The following is a 19,170-nucleotide window of genomic DNA, read 5'->3' as shown; positions in this document are numbered from 1 at the left end:
ATTAATGTGGGTAATTGACCTTGATGGTGTATCTTTTGATATTGCTATACGCGACTTAAGGAAGCTGATTATCGACCGAATGGATGCTATAGGAAAGTGGGATGCTGATTATATTCGGGAGATGATACAATCCTACAACACAGCAAATCCAATTTCTGATGAAGAATATGAAATGCTGCTCATCGACTTATCGCTGCCGAACTCTTTTTATAAAGAGCTCAAGCCAATCGTATACTCTCCGACTACTTTTATGACAGAAGAATTCAATCAGCAACTACAGTTTATTAATGAATTGGAAAAAACAAAATGGCCAGTATTGGATGAATTAGCGAAAGACAGGAAAGGAGGCTTATCACTTAAATGAAAGTTTTAATTATTTGTACCGAAAAATTGCCAGTTCCCCCGATCAAAGGAGGAGCGATTCAGACGTATATTGCTGGGGCATTACCTGACTTGAAGAAGAACCATCAAATTACCGTACTGGGAAGAAGTGATGATTCACTTCCAGACGATGAAATACAGGATGACATCCGCTATTGCAGGATAGAAGGGGGTCAGTTAGATATTTATCGTGATAATGTAGTCGAATTCCTGAAGGCATCCGCTGAACAATACGATTTGATCCACATTTTTAATCGCCCCCGACTCGTAAATGCTGTCCGTGCATTAGCTCCGGATTCCAAAATCATTTTAAGTATGCATAATGATATGTTCAAACCAGAAAAACTCGATCCGGAAGAAGGGACCATTGTTGTCAAGAATGTAGATAAAATAATTACGATAAGTAATTACATCGGCCGAACAATTGCCCATTTCTTTCCTGAAGCTGAATCAAAACTTCAAACCATATATTCCGGAGTGGACCTGGATCGCTTTGTTCCATCCTACTCATCCGAGGCGCAAGAATTAAGAACTAGAATTCGTAATGAGCATAATCTCACTTCCAAAAAAGTTATTTTGTACGCCGGACGGCTCTCACCTAATAAGGGAATCGACGTACTGATCCGCGCAATTCCTGATTTAGCCGAAAACCATGAGGATATAGCTTTAGTTGTTATGGGGAGTAAATGGTTCAGTGATAACTCGGTGACGGATTATATTGCTTACGTTCGCGCCCTTGCAGAAAGACTGCCGATTCCGGTGATCCAAACAGGTTTCGTCTCTCCAGACAAAATTCAGGAATGGTTTGTTGCCTCGGATATCTTTGTTTGTACTTCGCAATGGCAGGAGCCACTTGCCCGTGTGCATTATGAGGCGATGGCTGCAGCTTTGCCGATTGTCACAACTGACCGGGGAGGGAATACAGAAGTAATCGAACCTTATCAGAATGGTATTGTAGTCGAAAATCCGGAAGATTCAGGGGAGTTTGTTGAACACCTGTCTTACCTGCTGAACAATCCAGATAAGGGGAAAGAAATGGGAAGGTATGGCCGTTCCCTCGCTGAAAAACATTACACCTGGGATCGGGTAGTCAGTAATATTTCAACTGTTTGGGATGAAGTAAAGAACATGCCATTTGGAGAATATGAGATGATCGATTATAACCTTCCAAGTAAAGAACCTGATAAAACCATCACTGCCAAAAAGGATTTAGAAAATACGGAAACTGAAAAGGTATACCGGCCGTTTCCTAAAATTAATGTGGATGCTAATTTTGAAGTTGAAGAACACAGTTCGGAGACGCCAGATAGCAGTTCCAGTACTTCGGAAAGAAATACAACAAATGAAGTAACTCCTGATCAAAAGAATGAACAGGTAAATTCTCAAGCAGGAAGAAAAGCTTTTCCATCAAATTTTGCAAAAAAGAAACAAAATACTCGGCAATCCAATAGCCTCTTAGACAGGGTTGTCAAAGAAATCAATTCCAGTCCAATGATTAATGCTAACAAGAAAAAAGCCACTCAGAGACCTCACCATGAGTCGAGGGGAAGCCGTGTGAATAGGAATAAATCTTGCACATGCAGCACAATGACAGGGTCTCACACAAATAATTATCAAACGGATATAGAAAGGTTTAAAGAACGTTTCAATCCTATAAGCAAGAGACGGGAAGCAGAAAGAATACGGATTAAGAGAAAGAGAAAATCTCTATAAGTAAATACGCGAGTAAAATAATCATATAAGGACGAAATTGCATAGGCATTCGTCCTTATTATTTATACAGAGAATTTATTAAGGGAATGATGACCTTATCAGAAATAACCTAGATCATAAATATAGTTCCGGTGGTATTTTATACGAAGTTATTATCCATAAAATGATTGGGATTATAGAGGAGGATATTTTTACTGAAAGTTATATAGAAACCAGGGGATAGTAACTATGGATACTTTTTCATTTTCTTAGTTTACATAATACTTATTATCGGAAGTTATATCAAAATAACATTTTATGTCTCAATCACTAAGTATACTTAAGATATTGAGATAGAAAATGAAATTAAATACTTAATTCCATATTATTTTACGGCATTTTTTTCTTCTTTTATCAATACTATTTATTTTCTGAATCAATTTATTTAATTCACTTGCGATTAAATTTTTAGCATCTCTCATTACACTCTCACCGTTTTTCCTTTGGCTGGATCTAAGGTATGTTTGCACAACCAGATCCTTTTTAGTATGCTAGTTTTTGCTGTGAGTTTTTTCTTTTTTTCCAGCTTCTTTTTTAAGTTTCCTGTCAAGGATTTTTACTTGCGTTAAAGATAATGTTTTGAATTTATGTTTCGGAGTTGCTACTAAGTTGGAAGTGGTAATGTTCTATGGTTTTATCCCTGGTTATTGCTCGTCGGTTTATGTTTTTTGTTTTTTTTTCGCTGCTAAAACTACATTTATGTACAGAATAGCCTTATAGCTTTCTATGGATGATCGGCTCCTCCCTCCTATTTCTACTTTGCGTAACTACAGACATATTTCGACAAAACTTCACCAAATAAAAGCTGACCGGAATTGGTATATCCGGCCAGCGGAATAAACATTTGTTTTATTCAGATACGTTAAGTTTGCTCTTTTTTGGAGCATTTACCTGGCTTTTCTGATGCTCTCTAACTGTTTGATAATAGAATTCTAAAATCTGCTCCGAAGGCTTCTGCCAGCTGAATTTTTCAGCTTCTTTTCTTGCATTTTCACTCAATCGCTTATGCAATTCGGGATCTTCGATTTTCTCGATGGCTGTTATCAGGCTTTCCGTGTTCTCATTCTCAAAAAGCAGACCAGTACGTCCATCCTCTACCTGCTCCATCGTCGGCCCGCTCTTAGCCGCAATAACCGGTAGTCCTGATGCCATCGCTTCTAAAATGACTAATCCTAATGTTTCTGTAACCGATGGAAATATAAAAGCATCTCCTGATGCAAATGACTGGGATAATTCTTCCCCATGAAGGAAACCGGTGAACGTCGTATTGGTACCTTTGAAAGTTTTCTCCAGCTGATCCCGTACTGGACCATCACCAACAATTGCTAAAGATATGTCATTTCGTTTATCCAACAACGGCTTAAGCTTGTGGATTTCCTTTTCAGGAGCTAATCTACCGACAAATACTAATAGTTTATTTTCCGGTTTGCCTCCTGAAAGACGTTCGCGCATATCAGTATCCTGATAGTCGGGATGGTATTTGTCAATTGCAACTCCTCTGTCCCATACATGGACATTTGGAATCTTTTTCTCCATCAGTTCTTGCTGGATTGCTTTAGAGGTGCATAAATTCAAATCAGCATAACTATGGAGTTTTTTGAAATACCACCATACTAATGGTTTGAACGGATATAGTCGATAGTAATCAAGATATTTCGGCACATGAGTATGATAGGAAGCTAACAATGGATAACCTAATTTACTGGCATAATACACACCAGATACACCAACCAGAGCAGGGTTCACCACATGAACCAGGTCCGGCTCGTGTTTCATTAAAAGATCCTTCACCTTTCTTTGTGGCATCGAAAACTCCCGTGACCTGTAAAAAGGCATCCTGGTCGTTTTGACTCCTTCCACAATCGCACCTTCATATTCCGTGACGCCAAGGTCAGGGGCGATAACTATGACTTCATTATTTTCTTTTTGTAAGTGTTTGATTGCTTCTTTCAGTCTAGTCACCACTCCATCTGTGGAGGGCAGGAATGTTTCAGTTATGATTGCGATTTTCAAAACGGCTGCTCCTTACTTCCAGGTAATGGATGGTAGTACGTTCTCTTTGATTACTCGATCTTTATGCTCAATTACTGTCTGTAAAATATCATGCAGTACCTCGTCCGTCAATAAATGCGGCTCCAGCCCCAGTTCGCGAAGTCTCGTGTTTACAGCGTGATAGTAATGGTCTTCCGGTTCAATGCGTGGGTTTTCCAGATAAGCAATTTCTGTCTTCAAGCCTTTTTCTTTCGCTATTTTTTGAACTTTATCAGCCAGTTCTTTAACCGAGAAGTATTCGGTAAATTGGTTGAATACCCGGAACTCCCCTTTATCAGCAGGATTTTCTGCTGCAATTTGTACACAACGCACTGTATCCTCGATGTTAAGGAATGACCTTGTCTGCTTTCCTGAACCATACACCGTCAAGTCATGACCGGTAGCTGCCTGGATCAGAAAACGGTTCAAGGCAGTACCAAACACACCATCATAATCCACGCGGTTAACCAGCATTGGATCCATTTTGGTTTCGTTTGTATGTAGACCATAAACGATCCCCTGGTTTAAGTCAGTCGCACGGATTCCCCATATTTTACAGGCAAACATAATATTGTGGCTGTCATGTACCTTTGATAGATGATAGAAAGAACCAGGCTGTTTTGGATATGGCAGGACATCTTTACGTCCGTTATGTTCTATTTCTATATATCCTTCTTCAATGTCAATGTTAGGTGCTCCATATTCCCCCATTGTCCCTAGTTTAATTAAATGACACTCAGGGGCTAATTCTTTAATCGCGTACAGTACATTCAAATTACCGATTACATTATTCTGTTGTGTGAATACAGCATGGTCACGGTCAATCATGGAATAAGGAGCAGAACGCTGCTCGGCAAAATGAACAAATGCCTCTGGTTCTGTCTGCCTGAAAACTTCACGGAGGAAATCATAATGATTAAGATCCCCAATGAAGGTTTTAATTTCTTTGCCGGTAAGTTCCTTCCATTTTTCTACTCTGTCTTCTAAGGAAGCAATTGGTGTTACTGAATTAGAATGAAGTTCATCGTCCCATTTTCTGCGTGATAGGTTATCAACGATTGATACTTCATGGCCTTGATTTGATAGGTGCAATGCGGTCGGCCAACCACAAAAACCGTCTCCCCCTGCTACTACAATTCGCATAATTTCCCTCCTACTACCTTGTCCTAATCATTACTCCATAATAGAATAACATTGTTTTCTGAAAAATTGGTAATGATATCTTAGTTAAACTTTTGTAAAAGAAACATTACTTGCTTCTTTCACGCTTATCCCTATACCCCGGCATTTAATATCATTAAACCTCACAACTATTAATATTACCTGTTTAACAGGAATTACCACACGAAAGTTTCTTATTATTACACAATCCGTTATAATTAAAAGTAGAACTTTCTGAATTTTCTTGGTTTAAGGAGGAATCACTGTGAAAACACAACAACCTGCCTGGACACCTGCAGAAGACTTTAAAAAATCGACACGGCTTTATCAGTGGATGCAAAAACATGGATACAACTCTTATGATGACTTTTACCAAAAATCAATCGAAGACATCGCCTGGTTTTGGGATGAGGCGGTAAACGAATTGAATATGGAGTGGTATGAGCCCTATAAAGAGACGCTTAACCTTGCCAATGGAATTAAATATCCTGATTGGTTTGTTGGTGGAAAAATGAATGTCGTTCATAACGCGCTTGATAAATGGGCGTTAAATCCAGCAACTGAAAATAAAGTTGCTTTATATTGGGAAGGTGACAATGGAGATACCGAAACATACACCTTTGCTGACTTATATGCTAAAGTAAATGCCTGTGCCCATGGTCTGGAACGATTGGGGATACAGGAAAAAGATGTTGTTACCATCTATATGCCGATGCTTCCGGAAACATTGATTGCCATGCTTGCTGTCTCTAAAGTTGGTGCCATCTTCTCCCCCGCTTTCTCCGGTTATAAAGCAGAAGCAATTGCAACCAGGGTTAATGCCTCCGAAGCAAAAGCGATCATAACAGCTGATGGATTTTACCGCCGTGGTAAAGTGGTTGCTATGAAAGAGGAAGCTGATCGTGCAGCCGCTGAATCTCCAAGCCTGCAGCATGTGGTGGTGGTCAATCGGGCAGACCGTGCTGTCGACTGGGATGACAATCTTCATGTGGACTGGAATCGTCTGCTCAGAAATGAAAACGATTACAAAACAAAAGTGACGTATGCCCATGATCCTTATATGATCATTTATACTTCCGGGACAACCGGAAAACCAAAAGGTGCCCTTCATACACACGGTGGATTTCCTATTAAGGCTGCCTTCGATGCAGGAATATGTATGGATGTGACCGACAAGGATACGCTTTTCTGGTATACCGATATGGGCTGGATGATGGGGCCCTTCTTAGTGTACGGAGGATTAGTTAATGGTGCGTCGATCGTCATGTTTGAAGGAACGCCTGACTACCCTGAACCAGACAGGCTTTGGGAGCTCGTCGACCGGTATACGGTGACCCATCTGGGAATCTCCCCTACGCTTGTACGTTCCCTGATGAAACATGGGGAGCAGTGGATCAATAAACATAATCTCTCGTCATTAAAAATGATTGGCTCTACAGGGGAACCATGGAATCCGGAGCCTTGGCGCTGGTTGTTTGAACATGCAGGAAAATCGAAGGTTCCAATTTTTAATTATTCCGGTGGTACGGAAATCTCCGGAGGTATTTTCGGGAATGTGCTGGTTAAACCGATCAATCCTGTGTCATTCAACGCCGCTTTGCCTGGCATGGACGTTGGTGTTTTTGATGAAAAAGGGAAATCAGTGAAAAATGATGTCGGCGAGCTCGTTCTCCGCCAGCCCTGGGTGGGGATGACAAACGGCTTTTATAAAGAAAATGACCGCTACGAAAAAGCCTATTGGAGCCGCTTCAAAGATACCTGGGTGCATGGGGACTGGGTTATTCATGACGAGGATGGCTTCTATACGATTACAGGCCGCTCGGATGATGTATTGAACGTGGCCGGGAAACGACTTGGTCCTTCTGAGGTGGAATCAGTCCTGGTAGAACATGAGGCAGTGGTGGAAGCTGGTGTAATCGGCGTTCCCCATGAGGTGAAAGGGCAGGAAGCCGTCGGTTTTGTCGTCCTGCGACCTGATTATGAGCAAAGCGATGCATTGCTTAAGGATATTTCAGATCACCTGAATGATAAATTGGGGAAAGCATTGGCGCCAAAGGTAGTCCATGTTGTCTCTGACCTCCCTAAAACGAGGAATGCTAAAGTGATGCGAAGAGCGATCAAATCTGCATACCTCAACGAAGCATCCGGTGATTTAAGTGCCCTGGAGAATCCGCAGGCAGTAGACGAAATCCGTGCACTTGGCAAGTCTGCATCCCTCTCCTGAACATGAACAATCCCCCTGAACCTTATGAATGGTTCAGGGGGATTTTATTAGACAGCCAGGTGTTTGCCAGAGTCTTCTTTTAATAAACTTTGATAAATCAATAAGTCACGGTTATAGACAGCTGTATAGCTTAATAAACTTTCGAATTTAACGTTCTCAAAGCTTTCTTCATCGACAATACCATATTTTTCGTTCAATTTTGCAGCATTGCGCCAGGCGGTTTCTTCAAATGTGTAGTCCATCTCATGTTCTTCGATATCCAATTGAAATAACTCCAGGTCTTTGGCCCGTTCAAAATATGGGACTTCCCTTTTCTTTTTATGTATTTCAATTGTTCTTTGAACGGACTCCCATAATGCCTCCTGATCTAAATAATGTCCAGTCTCATGCAGTACTAATGCCTGCACGTATGCTTCAAGTGTAACCGGCTTTCTCATTTCTTTACGGGCTTTTCTTAGCCGTTCCACATCAATTATCAGCTTGTTTTGAATGAAATCATATATCATGTTTACATTTGTCTTTTCAAGATGAAAATCGAGTGGAATGTGAATATTCCGCAATGTCTCTGCAACTAAAGCTTTAATCTTTTTCTTTTCTAGCCGTTTGCTCATCTCTCTCTTTTAAGCCTCTTTCTCTATTGTATTCCCCTGGCGGCTAACCCCCTATAGTATATAAGAAATCGAGCTGAATTCCAATAGTGGCCTGGCATTTTTTATCATGACAGGAACCATTTCTTCTGTTATACTGTTTACGTTAAAAATCTAATAAAAGTCTGCGTTTTTATCGCAGGAGAGGTTCTAGCTACACCCTCTATAAAAAACTAAGGATGGAACTATACCTATCCCTTAGGTATGGTTTTTTAGTTTATTTTATGCTTGTAACGGGTGAGTAGAATTCTCTTTTTCACGGAAAGGAGAATTTTTTTATGAAAAAAGAAAAAGCGGTGGTCGTATTCAGCGGTGGCCAGGACAGCACTACATGCTTGTTCTGGGCATTGGAGAAATTCGATGAAGTAGAAGCTGTCACCTTTCATTATAATCAACGCCACGAAGAAGAAGTGGAAGTTGCAAAAGCAATTACAGAAAAACTTAATGTAAAGCATAGAATCCTGGATATGTCTTTATTAAGCCAGCTTTCTCCTAATGCACTGACCCACAAAGAAATCGATGTGGAAGATGGCAAAGGTGACTCCCTCCCTTCTACTTTCGTTCCTGGCCGTAACCTGCTGTTCTTATCATTCGCAGGAATTGTTGCGCGGCAAATTGGGGCCAAACATATTATCACTGGGGTATGTGAAACAGATTTCAGCGGCTATCCGGACTGTCGGGATGTGTTCATCAAATCCTTGAATGTGACGCTGAACTTGTCCATGGATGATTCTTTTGTAATCCATACACCGCTAATGTGGCTGGATAAAGCTGAAACATGGCAGCTCGCAGATGAACTCGAAGCTTTTGACTTCGTTCGCCATCACACGTTGACTTGTTATAATGGCGTAATTGGCAGCGGATGCGGAGAATGCCCGGCCTGCAAGCTACGCAATCAGGGACTTGAAAAGTATCTACAACAGCGTGAAGGAGCGGATGTTTGATGACACTCTCCAATTATGGTTTTACGATCGTAGAAAAACTTCAGAAAATCGATGAGGATATCAAACGCCACGAGCTGAAGTATCATAACAAACGGGTCATGGTCAGCAAGGAATTCACCTTTGATGCTGCCCATCACCTTCATTGTTATGAAGGAAAGTGTAAAAACCTTCACGGGCACACGTATAAAGTTGTCTTCGGTATCAGCGGTTATGTGGATGATATCGGTATAGTGATAGACTTTGGCGATATAAAGAAAATATGGAAAGAACAAATTGAAATCCATTTGGATCATCGATACCTGAATGACACGCTCCCTCCTATGAACACAACAGCTGAAAACATGGTTGTCTGGATATATGAGCAAATGGACCATGCACTCACAAAAGAAAATGATGGCTCTCGTGTTGAGTTCATCAAGCTATATGAAACGCCGACTAGTTTTGCTGAAGTAAGACGGGAGTGGATGGAAAATGACTAAACTCCCTGTCTTGGAGATTTTTGGACCAACGATCCAGGGAGAAGGGATGGTCATAGGCAGGAAAACGATGTTCGTCCGGACAGCCGGATGTGATTACAGTTGTTCCTGGTGTGATTCAGCCTTTACCTGGGATGGAAGCGCCAAAGAGGAAATCAAGCGCATGGATGCGGAAGAAATAATAAAGGAATTGGATCAAGCCGGTGGCAATAAATTCGACCATGTAACTATATCCGGAGGTAACCCTGCCCTCTTCCCTTATCTGGATCAATTGATTGGTCTATTAAAAGAACGAGGTATAGAAGTCGCCCTGGAAACACAAGGAAGCCGCTGGCAGGATTGGTTTCTTGCTATTGATGACCTTACTATATCCCCAAAACCACCAAGTTCCCATATGAAAACGGATTGGGAGAAGTTGGACTACATTATCAGCCAACTGAAAGATAATGACAGGCTCCTCCACACGAGTTTGAAAGTAGTTATTTTTAATGAGGAGGATTTATCATATGCAGAATACGTTCATAGACGTTATCCTGGGATATCTTTCTATGTTCAGGTAGGAAACGATGATCTGGAAGAAACAAATGATCAAGCTATTGCTATGAAACTATTAAACAAGTATGAATGGCTGGTAGATCAAGTCATGGAGTCTCCGGGTCTGAATAAAGTACGCGTCCTTCCCCAGCTTCATGCCTTACTATGGGGAAACAAACGAGGGGTCTAACGTAAAAACAGCGACAGCGGTAAAATCTGCTGTCGCTGTTTTTAATTTTTACCATGAATCTTGTCTTCTTTTTAATCCGTGCTTCTTCCGATGATAGACTACATTTATTTCTGCACCGACAACCAATATTAGACCAGTCAGGAAGAACCAGATCATTAAAATGATCAGCCCTCCTAAACTTCCATATGTGGCAGAATAACTTCCGAAATTACTTACATAGAAAGAAAATCCTAAAGAAATTAACATCCACAATACCGACGTGATGATAGCTCCAGGAATGATCTCTTTGAATGGTATATACCTGTTAGGAGCAAATCGATATAACAGCATTAATATCAGACTCATCACCAGAATACTGACGACCCAGCGGGCAATTTCCAGGATAATCATCAGCTGATCTGGTATGAACAAAACTCTTTGGATAAAATCGAAAATTACTCTTCCAAAGACCGGAAGAACTAGTGCTACCACAATGGCAACGATCATCCCAAGCGTCAATCCGATCGAGAGTAAACGCACTTTAATGAATGAGCGCGTCTCTTCCACGTTATACGCTATATTGGAAGATTTTATAAAAGCGTTGAGTCCATTTGATGCTGACCAGATTGTACCGATAATACCAACGGACAACAATCCACCATTAGGTTCGGAAACAATCGAGATAATATTTTCTTCCAAAGCTGAAGCTGTTTCCGCTGGCAATACATTTTTCATGAAGTTAACTGCCTCGTTTGGTTGAATGCCTAAGTAAGGAATGATAGAGAAAAGCAGGATCAGCATAGGTACGATGGATAGTAAGTAATAGTATGCCTGGGCGGCTGCTAATACAGGTACATCGTCATTTTGAAATTCTTTGATTACTGATTTCATATAATTCATCATTTTTTTCACAGTTTTCCACCTCCATTAGTTGCACCTTCTATTTCTCTACCCCATTTTCACTTATCTTTAATCATTTTCTACTAACTCTGCAAAATATTTGATTTTTACTGTCGAAAAGCGTTTTACGGTGGCAGGTACAGGGAAGTGGTAATTTAGGAGGTGAAGAGAGCCGATGGATTTAGTATATATAGGAGTATTTATCATGGCCTTGTCTTTTGCCCTTGTCGTAGCATTCATTGTTAAAACATTGATTAGTGTCAATAAGACAATGAAGAATCTTGACGGTACGGTAGGAAGTCTGGAGACACAAATGAGGGGTATTACTAAAGAATCAGAACACCTGATCAACAAATCTAATTACTTAGCAGAGGATATTCACCATAAAGTGGATTCTACTAATGCATTATTTGATTCGCTTCAGAATGTCGGTGATTCGGTTGACAATCTGAACCATGGCTTGAACAAGGCTTCAGCAAACTTCACCTATCATACCAAAAATCAGAATGACTCCATTGTCAAAGCGGTAAGATGGGGAGAAGCACTGACAAACCTTTTTGCAAAATGGAAACGTACCAGCAATAGGACTCAACAACATTATAATAATTAAGAAATGAGGGATGAACTTTGAGTTTAACAGGAATCGGAGTATTACTAATGGGAATTGCCTTTTTAGTAGGATCAATCTTTCTCGCACGCACCCTGAATAATCTATCGAAAGTATTATCCGGTGTGGATAAGACGGTAGAGCGGCTTCCGGACCAATTGGATGATGTGATGAAAGAAACAGGACAGTTGCTAAATCATAGTAATGACACCTTAGCAGACGTCAATAAAAAAATCGCAGCGTTAAGCCCGCTTTTCTATATCTTAGGAGATATCGGTGAGTCTTCCAGAAAGCTGTCCTCTTCCCTTGTCGATGTCACAATGGCAATGAAAAAGGATACAAATGAAGGAAAAGATATGACAAGAAGACAAGATTTAGGCGGCTTGTATGGAGCCCTGGCATTAGGATATTATTTCAAAGAAAAACGAAAAGCATTAAAAGAAATTGACAAGGAAGAAATATCAGCATGACGGAAAAAGACAAGCAATCAAATACAGCTGGCATCATCGGCTCTGCTATTGCAGGATTCTTCGTCGGTAACTTATTTGCCGGTAAAAAAAGAGAGGCTGGTTCCCACTCCAAAGATACCAGCCGTTATCCAAAAATCTTTTCGAAAACAAAACAAAAATATCAAATGAAAAGAGATGAGTTGTATCTCGCCGGCTTAAAACGTGACGAAAAAATCAGCCGAGATAAAAACAGATTACAAAGTGAAGCACGCCAAAAAGCGATTAAAGAATCTACGCTTTATAAAAATGAACATACCGGCTAAAAAAACCGATGTCCATGCAGGACATCGGTTTTATACTGCTTAATAACTGTTTTGTTTAAACAGGATATACACCATGCTTTCGTTCGGTAAATTGGACATCTTTTGTAACGTAGGTATCATAACGGTTGATTAATTCTTTTCTCAACTCGTCGGGCTGGACGATTGCATCAACTACCATTTCTGATGCCAACCGGTATATATCAATATTCTCTTTGTATTCCTCGTGTTTAGCTTTGATGAAAGCCGGGCGCTCCTCTTCAGGCAGCTCTGCAATTTTATTTGCATAAACAGCATTGACCGCCGCTTCAGGCCCCATGACAGCTATTTGTGCACTCGGCAGTGCAAGACAACAGTCTGGTTCAAAGGCAGGACCAGCCATAGCGTAAAGACCTGCGCCATAGGCTTTCCTTACGATGACAGAGATTTTTGGTACAGTCGCTTCACTCATGGCAGACAACATTTTAGCCCCATGTCTGATTATTCCTGCCCGCTCGACTCGTGTTCCAATCATGAAGCCAGGAATGTCAGCCAGGAAAAGTAATGGAATGTTAAAAGCATCACACAGCTGAATGAACTTTGCCGCTTTGTCGGCAGAGTCAGGAAACAGCACCCCGCCCTTTGCTCTCGGCTGGTTAGCGATGATCCCTACTGGTCTCCCGTCGATTCTTGCCAGACCAGTAACTAATTCAGGAGCAAACATTTTCTTGATTTCACAAAAAGAACCTTCATCAATCAGCCGGTCGATAAACTGATACATATCAAACGGAGCATTCTGGTTCTCTGGAATTAAATCATGAATGGACTTATCGTTTTCTGCGGGTTCCTTAGATTCTGCGGATGGCGGGTTGGATGTATAATTAGCTGGGAAATAGCTCATATAATCCCTGGCATAAGCAATCGCTTCTTCTTCCGATTTTGCCAGCACATCCCCGCAGCCGGAAACAGAACAATGCATACGTGCGCCACCCATTTTCTCCAGCGTGACCTTCTCTCCAATTACTTTTTCTGCCATTCGTGGAGAGCCAAGGTACATCGACGCATTACCATCGACCATGACGACGATATCACAAAATGCAGGTATGTAAGCTCCTCCGGCAGCAGATGGGCCAAACAACAGACAAACTTGCGGCACACGACCGGATAGTTTGATCTGATTATGAAAAATTCTTCCCGCTCCTCTTCTTCCCGGGAACATTTCTACTTGATCAGTTATCCGGGCACCTGCAGAGTCGACAAGATAAAGCATCGGGATTTGCAATTTCAATGCCGTTTCCTGAATACGAATAATCTTCTCCACAGTCCTTGCTCCCCAGGACCCGGCTTTTACTGTCGAATCATTTGCCATGACGCATACTTTCTGGCCATTGATTTTCCCTATTCCGGTGACCACGCCATCTGATGGTAAGGAATCGTCCATGCAGTTGGCAAAGAATGCATCTTCAATATCCATTCCTTCATCAAATAATAGCGATAGCCGTTCCCGGACAAACATTTTTCCTTTTTCACTATTTTTTTGATGGTACTTGTCCGCTCCCCCCTGGGAAATCTTTTCTACACGCTCTTGCAATGTTTTATTTAATGACATGAAGCTGTCCCTCCTGTTCTATTCACCACGGTAGATAGGCTTTCTCTTTTCTTTGAAAGCTTGTAACCCTTCCAGACGATCCTTCGTAGGTATCGTGGTCTGGTAGCACTTCTTTTCAATTTGAAGTCCCGTTTCGATATCTGTCTGGAATCCCTCATGGATAGCCTTTTTTGCCTGTCTAAGTGCGATTGGTGCATTATTGGCGATCCGCTCAGCCATGGCTAATGATTCCCCCTGCAATATCGACGGGTCGTAAGCATATTCTACAAGACCGATTGCTCTCGCTGTTTCACACGTAATCGGTTTAGCAGTGAAAATCAATTCCTTCGCCTTTCCAAGTCCAATAAGCCTGGAAAGTCTTTGCGTTCCACCTGCTCCCGGAATAATCCCGAGCGATGTTTCCGTCAATCCCATCTTTGCACTGTTTGAACTAAGCCGGAGATCGCAGGCAAGCGCAAGCTCTAAACCTCCCCCAAAAGCTACTCCATTGATTACCGCAATCGTTGGTATATCCAGTCGTTCCACCCGATGGATGGTGTCACCGATCAGGCTGACCGTATCAACCACTTCCTGCTCTGTCATACCGGCACGCTCTTTCAGATCCGCACCGGCACAAAAAGCTTTACCGCCGCTTGCCGTAATCAGTAGACAGCGTGTGTTTTTATGCTTTTCCACTTCTGCCAGCGCCTCATTAATTTCATACAGCAATTGCTTGGATAAAGCATTGGCTGCATCTGGCCGGTTTAATGTTAATCTTTTGACATGATCAGCCGGCTCTTCCAGCTTCACTAATTCCCACATCGCTTAGCCTCCTTATGATGAACGGTTCATCACCTGCATTTGATGACTCGGCAATTCTTTTCCTAATTTCCTTTGGATGAAAGCAGCTGACTCGTGTAGTTTGTCCTGCTGGATCCCGGTTTCTACTCCCATTTGATGCAGCATATGGACAAGGTCATCTGTCGCAAGATTACCGGATGCTCCTTTTGCATACGGACAGCCGCCAAGACCGCCTAAAGCACCGTCAAACGTGGTTATGCCATGCTGCAGGGAAACCAGCACATTCGCTAACGCCATCCCTCGGGTGTTATGAAAGTGCATCGCTATCTGATCAAATGAAAAGTGCTGCTTCACTTCTTTTAAAACAAGATCTACATGTTTCGGGTCAGCAACTCCGATGGTATCTCCTAACGAAAGTTCATCAATCCCCATTTCAAATAACCGGTCACATACGCGGAGCACCTGCTCGACAGGTACGTGTCCATCGTATGGACACCCGAAAACAGTGGATACATAGCCGCGGACAGTTTTTCCGGCTTGTTTGGCTCCATCTACCACTTCTTGCAGGACGGGATATGTTTCCTCAATCGTTTTATTGATATTCTTTTTGTTGTGGGTTTCACTGCTGGACATGAAAATGGAAACTTCATCGATTTCCGTTTCGATCGCCCGCTCCAGTCCTTTTAAGTTCGGTACTAATGCAGCATAGGTAATCCCAGGATTCCGCTTGATAGCCTGTGCGACCTCTTTGGCATCAGCCAGCTGAGGAATCCATTTCGGATGGACGAAAGACGATATTTCGATATAGGACAGCCCTGCCTCAGACAGTTGATCTATCCATGCTACTTTATCTTCGGTTGCTATTTTATTAGTTTCATTTTGGAGGCCGTCCCTTGGACCGACCTCCTTGATGGTGACACTTTCCGGTAGTTGTAACATGCAAACAGCCCCTATTTATTCGATGATTGCGATGACATCGCCCTCATTGACGAAGTCCCCTTCGCTGACTTTCAATTCCTTGATGGTACCGTCTGCTTCTGCAGGGACCGGTATTTCCATTTTCATAGATTCCAGGATGACAATATCCTGACCATTGTTGATGGTATCTCCTTGCCCTGCTACTACTTTCCATACACTTCCTGCCATTGATGCTTTGATTTCTGTCATATCTGCTTCCTCCTCAGTTATTCGTTACTGCTGGTAAATAGTATTTCTCGACGAAAGATGTCTCTGTCGCTCCTTGTTTGAACTTATCATGTGCGATGACATCCCTCAGCATAGGAATATTTGTCTTTATCCCTTCGACCTGATAGTTTTCCAATGCTTCTTTCATGCGGAAAATCGCCTGGTCACGGTCTTCTCCATAAGCAATCAGCTTAGCTATCATCGGATCATAGAAAGGTGTAACCATCGAATTTCCTGCCACGGCGAGTTCGTGACGGATGCCTTCCCCTTTTGGAACCTCAAATTTCGTCAATTGTCCCGGCGAAGGAAAGAACCTGACAGGATCTTCTGCATAGATCCTTACTTCAATTGCATGACCATTCCGTTTCAGGTCATCCTGCCGGAAAGCTAACTCTTCTCCATAGGCTACTCTGAGCTGTTGTTCTACAAGATCAATTCCTGTGATTTCTTCGGTTACCGGATGTTCGACCTGCAGGCGGGTATTCATTTCCAAAAAGTAGAAGTTTTCCTCTCTATCTACCAAAAATTCAATCGTTCCAGCATTTTTATAGTGCAATGCCTGAACCGCCTGAATCGCTGTCTCTCCCATGTCCTTCCGGGTTGACTCGGATAAAAAAGGTGACGGAGCTTCTTCCACTACCTTTTGGTGCCTCCGCTGGATCGAGCATTCCCGCTCGAATAAATGAACAGCATTTCCATGGCCGTCCGCCAGCACCTGGATTTCAATATGCCGCGGATTCAAAATCTGCTTTTCTAAGAACATGGTGCCATTTCCGAAGAATGATTCCGCACGCTTGGAGTTTCCTTCAAATGCTTTTTCCAATTCGTCATCGCCATTGACCGCCTGCATGCCGATGCCGCCTCCCCCTGCAGCTGCTTTCAGCATGACCGGGTAACCGAATTCATTGGCGTACGCTTTCGCTTCCTCGACATCTGTCACTGCCTGATCGGTACCCGGGACGATCGGGACGCCTGCTTCTTTCATCGCTTGTCTTGCAGCTACTTTATCCCCCATGGTCGCCATCACATCTTCCGACGGGCCTATAAAAGTAAACCCGGCTTCCCTGCATCTTTTGGCAAACCCGGCATTTTCGCTCAACAGTCCATATCCCGGATGAATAGCTTCTGCGCCTGATTCTTTGGCAGCATGAAGTATATTATCAATGTTCAGGTATGATTCATTCACACGCGGTTTTCCAATTAAAAAACTTTCATCTGCTTCTTTTACATAAGTAGCTTGCTCGTCCGCTTCTGAGTATACAGCGACGGTTGCTATATTCATTTTCTTACATGTACGGATAATGCGAGCAGCTATTTCACCACGATTGGCAATTAGTACTTTTTTAAACACGGACTCTCCTCCTTCAGTTAAGATTTTGACTGTAATTTTTCCAATGCCGTTTCTCTCAGCTTAAACTTCTGGATTTTCCCACTTGCTGTCATTGGATACTCGTCAGTGAATTCGATATAACGAGGAATTTTATGTTTGGATATTTTCCCTTCACAGAATTCCCTGATATTACGTTCCGTCAGCGTCTTCCCTTCTTTCGGGATTATCCAGGCCATGATTTCCTCCCCATACTTACTGTCCGGGATACCTACTACCTGAACATCCAGCACATCGGGATGCTGATACAAAAACTCTTCTATTTCACGTGGGTAGACGTTTTCACCGCCACGGATGATCATGTCTTTGATTCGGCCGGTAATTTCAACATAGCCATCCTCATCCATGACACCAATATCACCAGTGTGAAGCCAGCCTTCTGTATCTATTGCCATCTGGGTTGCTTCTTCATTTTTATAATAGCCTTCCATGACGAGATAGCCGCGTGTACAGAGTTCACCTGGTACCCCTCGTTCCACTTCCTGGTTCATACTTGGATCGACGATTTTCACTTCCACATTCGGGTGAGCTTTTCCTACCGTACTGACACGCCGTTCGATCGTGTCATCTGTACGCGTCTGCGTAATAACCGGGGAAGACTCCGTCTGCCCATAAGCGATGGTTATCTCTTCTGCTCCCATTTTATTGATGACGTCCTTCATGACTTCCATTGGGCAGGAGGATCCCGCCATAATACCAGTTCGAAGCGAATCTGTGTTAAAGCTTTCAAAACGAGGGTGGTTCAATTCAGCAATGAACATCGTTGGTACCCCATGTAATGCCGTACATTGTTCACTCTCTACTGCATTCAGTACTTTTTCAGGGTCGAATTGCTCTAAAATAACCATCGTCGCTCCCTGGGTTACACAGGCAATCGTACTCATCACACAGCCGAAACAATGAAAGAAAGGTACCGGAATGCAAAGCCGGTCATCTTTTGTCATTTTCATTGCCTCAGCAACTTGTTTTCCATTATTGACGATATTGTAATGGGTGAGCATAACTCCCTTCGGAAAACCGGTGGTGCCAGAGGTATACTGCATGTTGATGACTTCATCATACGTCAGCATTGATTTTCTCTGTTTCAATGCTTCATCAGCTACGTCTTCCCCCATATCCATTAGCTCCTGCCATTTATAGCAGCCCTTATACTCTTTATCGCTCAGGACAATGACCCGCTTTAAATTCGGCAGTTTCGCACACTGAATATCTCCTTTCCCGGAGACTTCAAGCTCAGGGCAGACTTCTTTCAGAATATCGATATAGGATGCCCCGCGGAAGGATTCGGTCAGGATTAATGTCGTCGTATCTGACTGTTTTAGCAGATATTCCAGCTCCTGGGCGCGGTAATTGGTATTGACTGTTACTAATACAGCCCCCATCTTTCCAGTAGCAAATTGGGAGATCAGCCATTCCGGTTTGTTGTCAGCCCAAATAGCTACGTGTTCGCCCTTTTCGATGCCCATAGCCATAAATCCTTTAGCTGCTTTATCAGTCATTTCATCTAATTCTTTATATGTTTTACGAAGATTCAATTCTGGATAGACAAAAGCCTCATGATCCGGATGAGCCTGCGCCTTTTCTTCTAAAATTTCACCGACAGTTTGTTTCAATAAAGTCATACGGTTCCTCCTC

At 42.4% G+C, this 19,170-nt stretch carries 19 protein-coding genes and 1 riboswitch; of the genes, 9 read left to right on the top strand and 10 right to left on the bottom strand.

Annotated features, from left to right (window positions below; translation table 11 throughout):
- The first annotated feature begins 4 nt into the window (after nt 1-4).
- Together B9Y67_RS17045 and B9Y67_RS17040 are read left to right on the top strand one after the other, a co-directional pair.
- Complete coding sequence (locus tag B9Y67_RS17045; RefSeq protein WP_085508570.1) at nt 5-364, top strand: protein kinase family protein; 360 nt, start codon at nt 5-7, stop codon at nt 362-364.
- Nucleotides 361-2,094 (top strand): glycosyltransferase family 4 protein, encoded by a 1,734-nt coding sequence (locus B9Y67_RS17040; RefSeq protein WP_085508568.1) that lies wholly within the window; start codon nt 361-363, stop codon nt 2,092-2,094. The genes B9Y67_RS17045 and B9Y67_RS17040 overlap by 4 nt, the downstream gene beginning before the upstream one ends.
- 888 nt (nt 2,095-2,982) lie before the next feature.
- Here B9Y67_RS17040 and B9Y67_RS17035 read toward each other — a convergent pair.
- A complete protein-coding gene (locus B9Y67_RS17035) occupies nt 2,983-4,146 on the bottom strand; it encodes a glycosyltransferase family 4 protein (RefSeq protein ID WP_085508566.1) in 1,164 nt (387 codons plus the stop codon).
- Between the two features lie 12 nt (nt 4,147-4,158).
- Nucleotides 4,159-5,307, bottom strand: a complete 1,149-nt coding sequence (locus B9Y67_RS17030) for an NAD-dependent epimerase/dehydratase family protein (protein ID WP_085508564.1) — start codon at nt 5,305-5,307, stop codon at nt 4,159-4,161.
- 283 nt (nt 5,308-5,590) lie between these two features.
- Here B9Y67_RS17030 and B9Y67_RS17025 point away from each other — a divergent pair, with 283 nt between their 5' ends.
- Nucleotides 5,591-7,549: an AMP-binding protein gene (locus tag B9Y67_RS17025; RefSeq protein ID WP_254901829.1), complete on the top strand. Its 1,959-nt coding sequence runs from the start codon at nt 5,591-5,593 to the stop codon at nt 7,547-7,549.
- A 47-nt stretch (nt 7,550-7,596) separates the two neighbouring features.
- On the opposite strand, the gene B9Y67_RS17020 is transcribed toward B9Y67_RS17025, so the two are convergent.
- Nucleotides 7,597-8,160, bottom strand: coding sequence for a hypothetical protein (locus B9Y67_RS17020; RefSeq protein ID WP_085508561.1), 564 nt, complete (start codon nt 8,158-8,160; stop codon nt 7,597-7,599).
- 174 nt (nt 8,161-8,334) lie between these two features.
- Nucleotides 8,335-8,379, top strand: a riboswitch (PreQ1 riboswitch).
- 95 nt (nt 8,380-8,474) lie between these two features.
- Here B9Y67_RS17020 and queC point away from each other — a divergent pair.
- The 3 genes from queC to queE are packed head-to-tail and all read left to right on the top strand — an operon-like array spanning nt 8,475 to nt 10,340.
- A complete protein-coding gene (gene queC, locus B9Y67_RS17015) occupies nt 8,475-9,140 on the top strand; it encodes a 7-cyano-7-deazaguanine synthase QueC (protein WP_085508559.1) in 666 nt (221 codons plus the stop codon).
- The gene (gene queD / locus B9Y67_RS17010; RefSeq protein WP_085508557.1) at nt 9,140-9,619 is read left to right on the top strand and encodes a 6-carboxytetrahydropterin synthase QueD; all 480 of its coding nucleotides are present in this window, start codon (nt 9,140-9,142) and stop codon (nt 9,617-9,619) included. Before queC ends, queD begins: the two co-directional genes overlap by 1 nt.
- Complete coding sequence (gene queE, locus B9Y67_RS17005; RefSeq protein WP_085508555.1) at nt 9,612-10,340, top strand: 7-carboxy-7-deazaguanine synthase QueE; 729 nt, start codon at nt 9,612-9,614, stop codon at nt 10,338-10,340. Before queD ends, queE begins: the two co-directional genes overlap by 8 nt.
- A gap of 48 nt (nt 10,341-10,388) precedes the next feature.
- Here queE and B9Y67_RS17000 read toward each other — a convergent pair whose 3' ends face one another.
- Complete coding sequence (locus tag B9Y67_RS17000) at nt 10,389-11,231, bottom strand: YihY/virulence factor BrkB family protein (protein WP_085508553.1); 843 nt, start codon at nt 11,229-11,231, stop codon at nt 10,389-10,391.
- 163 nt (nt 11,232-11,394) lie between these two features.
- Between B9Y67_RS17000 and B9Y67_RS16995 the strand changes: the two genes are divergently transcribed.
- Genes B9Y67_RS16995 through B9Y67_RS16985 form a run of 3 tightly spaced genes read left to right on the top strand, consistent with a single transcriptional unit; the run spans nt 11,395 to nt 12,598 of the window.
- Nucleotides 11,395-11,829 (top strand): DUF948 domain-containing protein, encoded by a 435-nt coding sequence (locus B9Y67_RS16995; RefSeq protein ID WP_085508551.1) that lies wholly within the window; start codon nt 11,395-11,397, stop codon nt 11,827-11,829.
- A gap of 17 nt (nt 11,830-11,846) precedes the next feature.
- Complete coding sequence (locus tag B9Y67_RS16990) at nt 11,847-12,296, top strand: DUF948 domain-containing protein (protein WP_085508549.1); 450 nt, start codon at nt 11,847-11,849, stop codon at nt 12,294-12,296.
- A complete protein-coding gene (locus B9Y67_RS16985) occupies nt 12,293-12,598 on the top strand; it encodes a hypothetical protein (RefSeq protein WP_085508547.1) in 306 nt (101 codons plus the stop codon). Before B9Y67_RS16990 ends, B9Y67_RS16985 begins: the two co-directional genes overlap by 4 nt.
- Before the next feature lie 55 nt (nt 12,599-12,653).
- Here B9Y67_RS16985 and B9Y67_RS16980 read toward each other — a convergent pair whose 3' ends face one another.
- Genes B9Y67_RS16980 through B9Y67_RS16955 form a run of 6 tightly spaced genes read right to left on the bottom strand, consistent with a single transcriptional unit; the run spans nt 12,654 to nt 19,157 of the window.
- Entirely contained in the window at nt 12,654-14,183 is a 1,530-nt protein-coding gene (locus tag B9Y67_RS16980; RefSeq protein WP_085508546.1) for an acyl-CoA carboxylase subunit beta, read from the bottom strand.
- A gap of 18 nt (nt 14,184-14,201) precedes the next feature.
- Complete coding sequence (locus B9Y67_RS16975; protein ID WP_085508544.1) at nt 14,202-14,984, bottom strand: enoyl-CoA hydratase; 783 nt, start codon at nt 14,982-14,984, stop codon at nt 14,202-14,204.
- Nucleotides 14,985-14,996: 12 nt separating this feature from the next.
- Nucleotides 14,997-15,902, bottom strand: coding sequence for a hydroxymethylglutaryl-CoA lyase (locus B9Y67_RS16970; protein ID WP_085508542.1), 906 nt, complete (start codon nt 15,900-15,902; stop codon nt 14,997-14,999).
- A gap of 15 nt (nt 15,903-15,917) precedes the next feature.
- Nucleotides 15,918-16,130, bottom strand: a complete 213-nt coding sequence (locus B9Y67_RS16965) for an acetyl-CoA carboxylase biotin carboxyl carrier protein subunit (protein WP_062446054.1) — start codon at nt 16,128-16,130, stop codon at nt 15,918-15,920.
- A gap of 13 nt (nt 16,131-16,143) precedes the next feature.
- Nucleotides 16,144-17,499 carry an acetyl-CoA carboxylase biotin carboxylase subunit gene (locus B9Y67_RS16960; protein WP_085508540.1) on the bottom strand — a complete coding sequence of 452 codons (1,356 nt, stop codon included), beginning with the start codon at nt 17,497-17,499 and terminating at the stop codon, nt 16,144-16,146.
- 17 nt (nt 17,500-17,516) lie between these two features.
- On the bottom strand, nt 17,517-19,157 hold the full coding sequence (locus B9Y67_RS16955) for an AMP-binding protein (RefSeq protein WP_085508537.1): 1,641 nt from the start codon (nt 19,155-19,157) through the stop codon (nt 17,517-17,519).
- Nucleotides 19,158-19,170: the final 13 nt, after the last annotated feature.

Source organism: Thalassobacillus devorans, from assembly GCF_900176565.1.
Taxonomy (GTDB): domain Bacteria; phylum Bacillota; class Bacilli; order Bacillales; family Halobacillaceae; genus Thalassobacillus; species Thalassobacillus devorans_A.
This window is presented reverse-complemented; position numbering and strand designations above follow the sequence as displayed.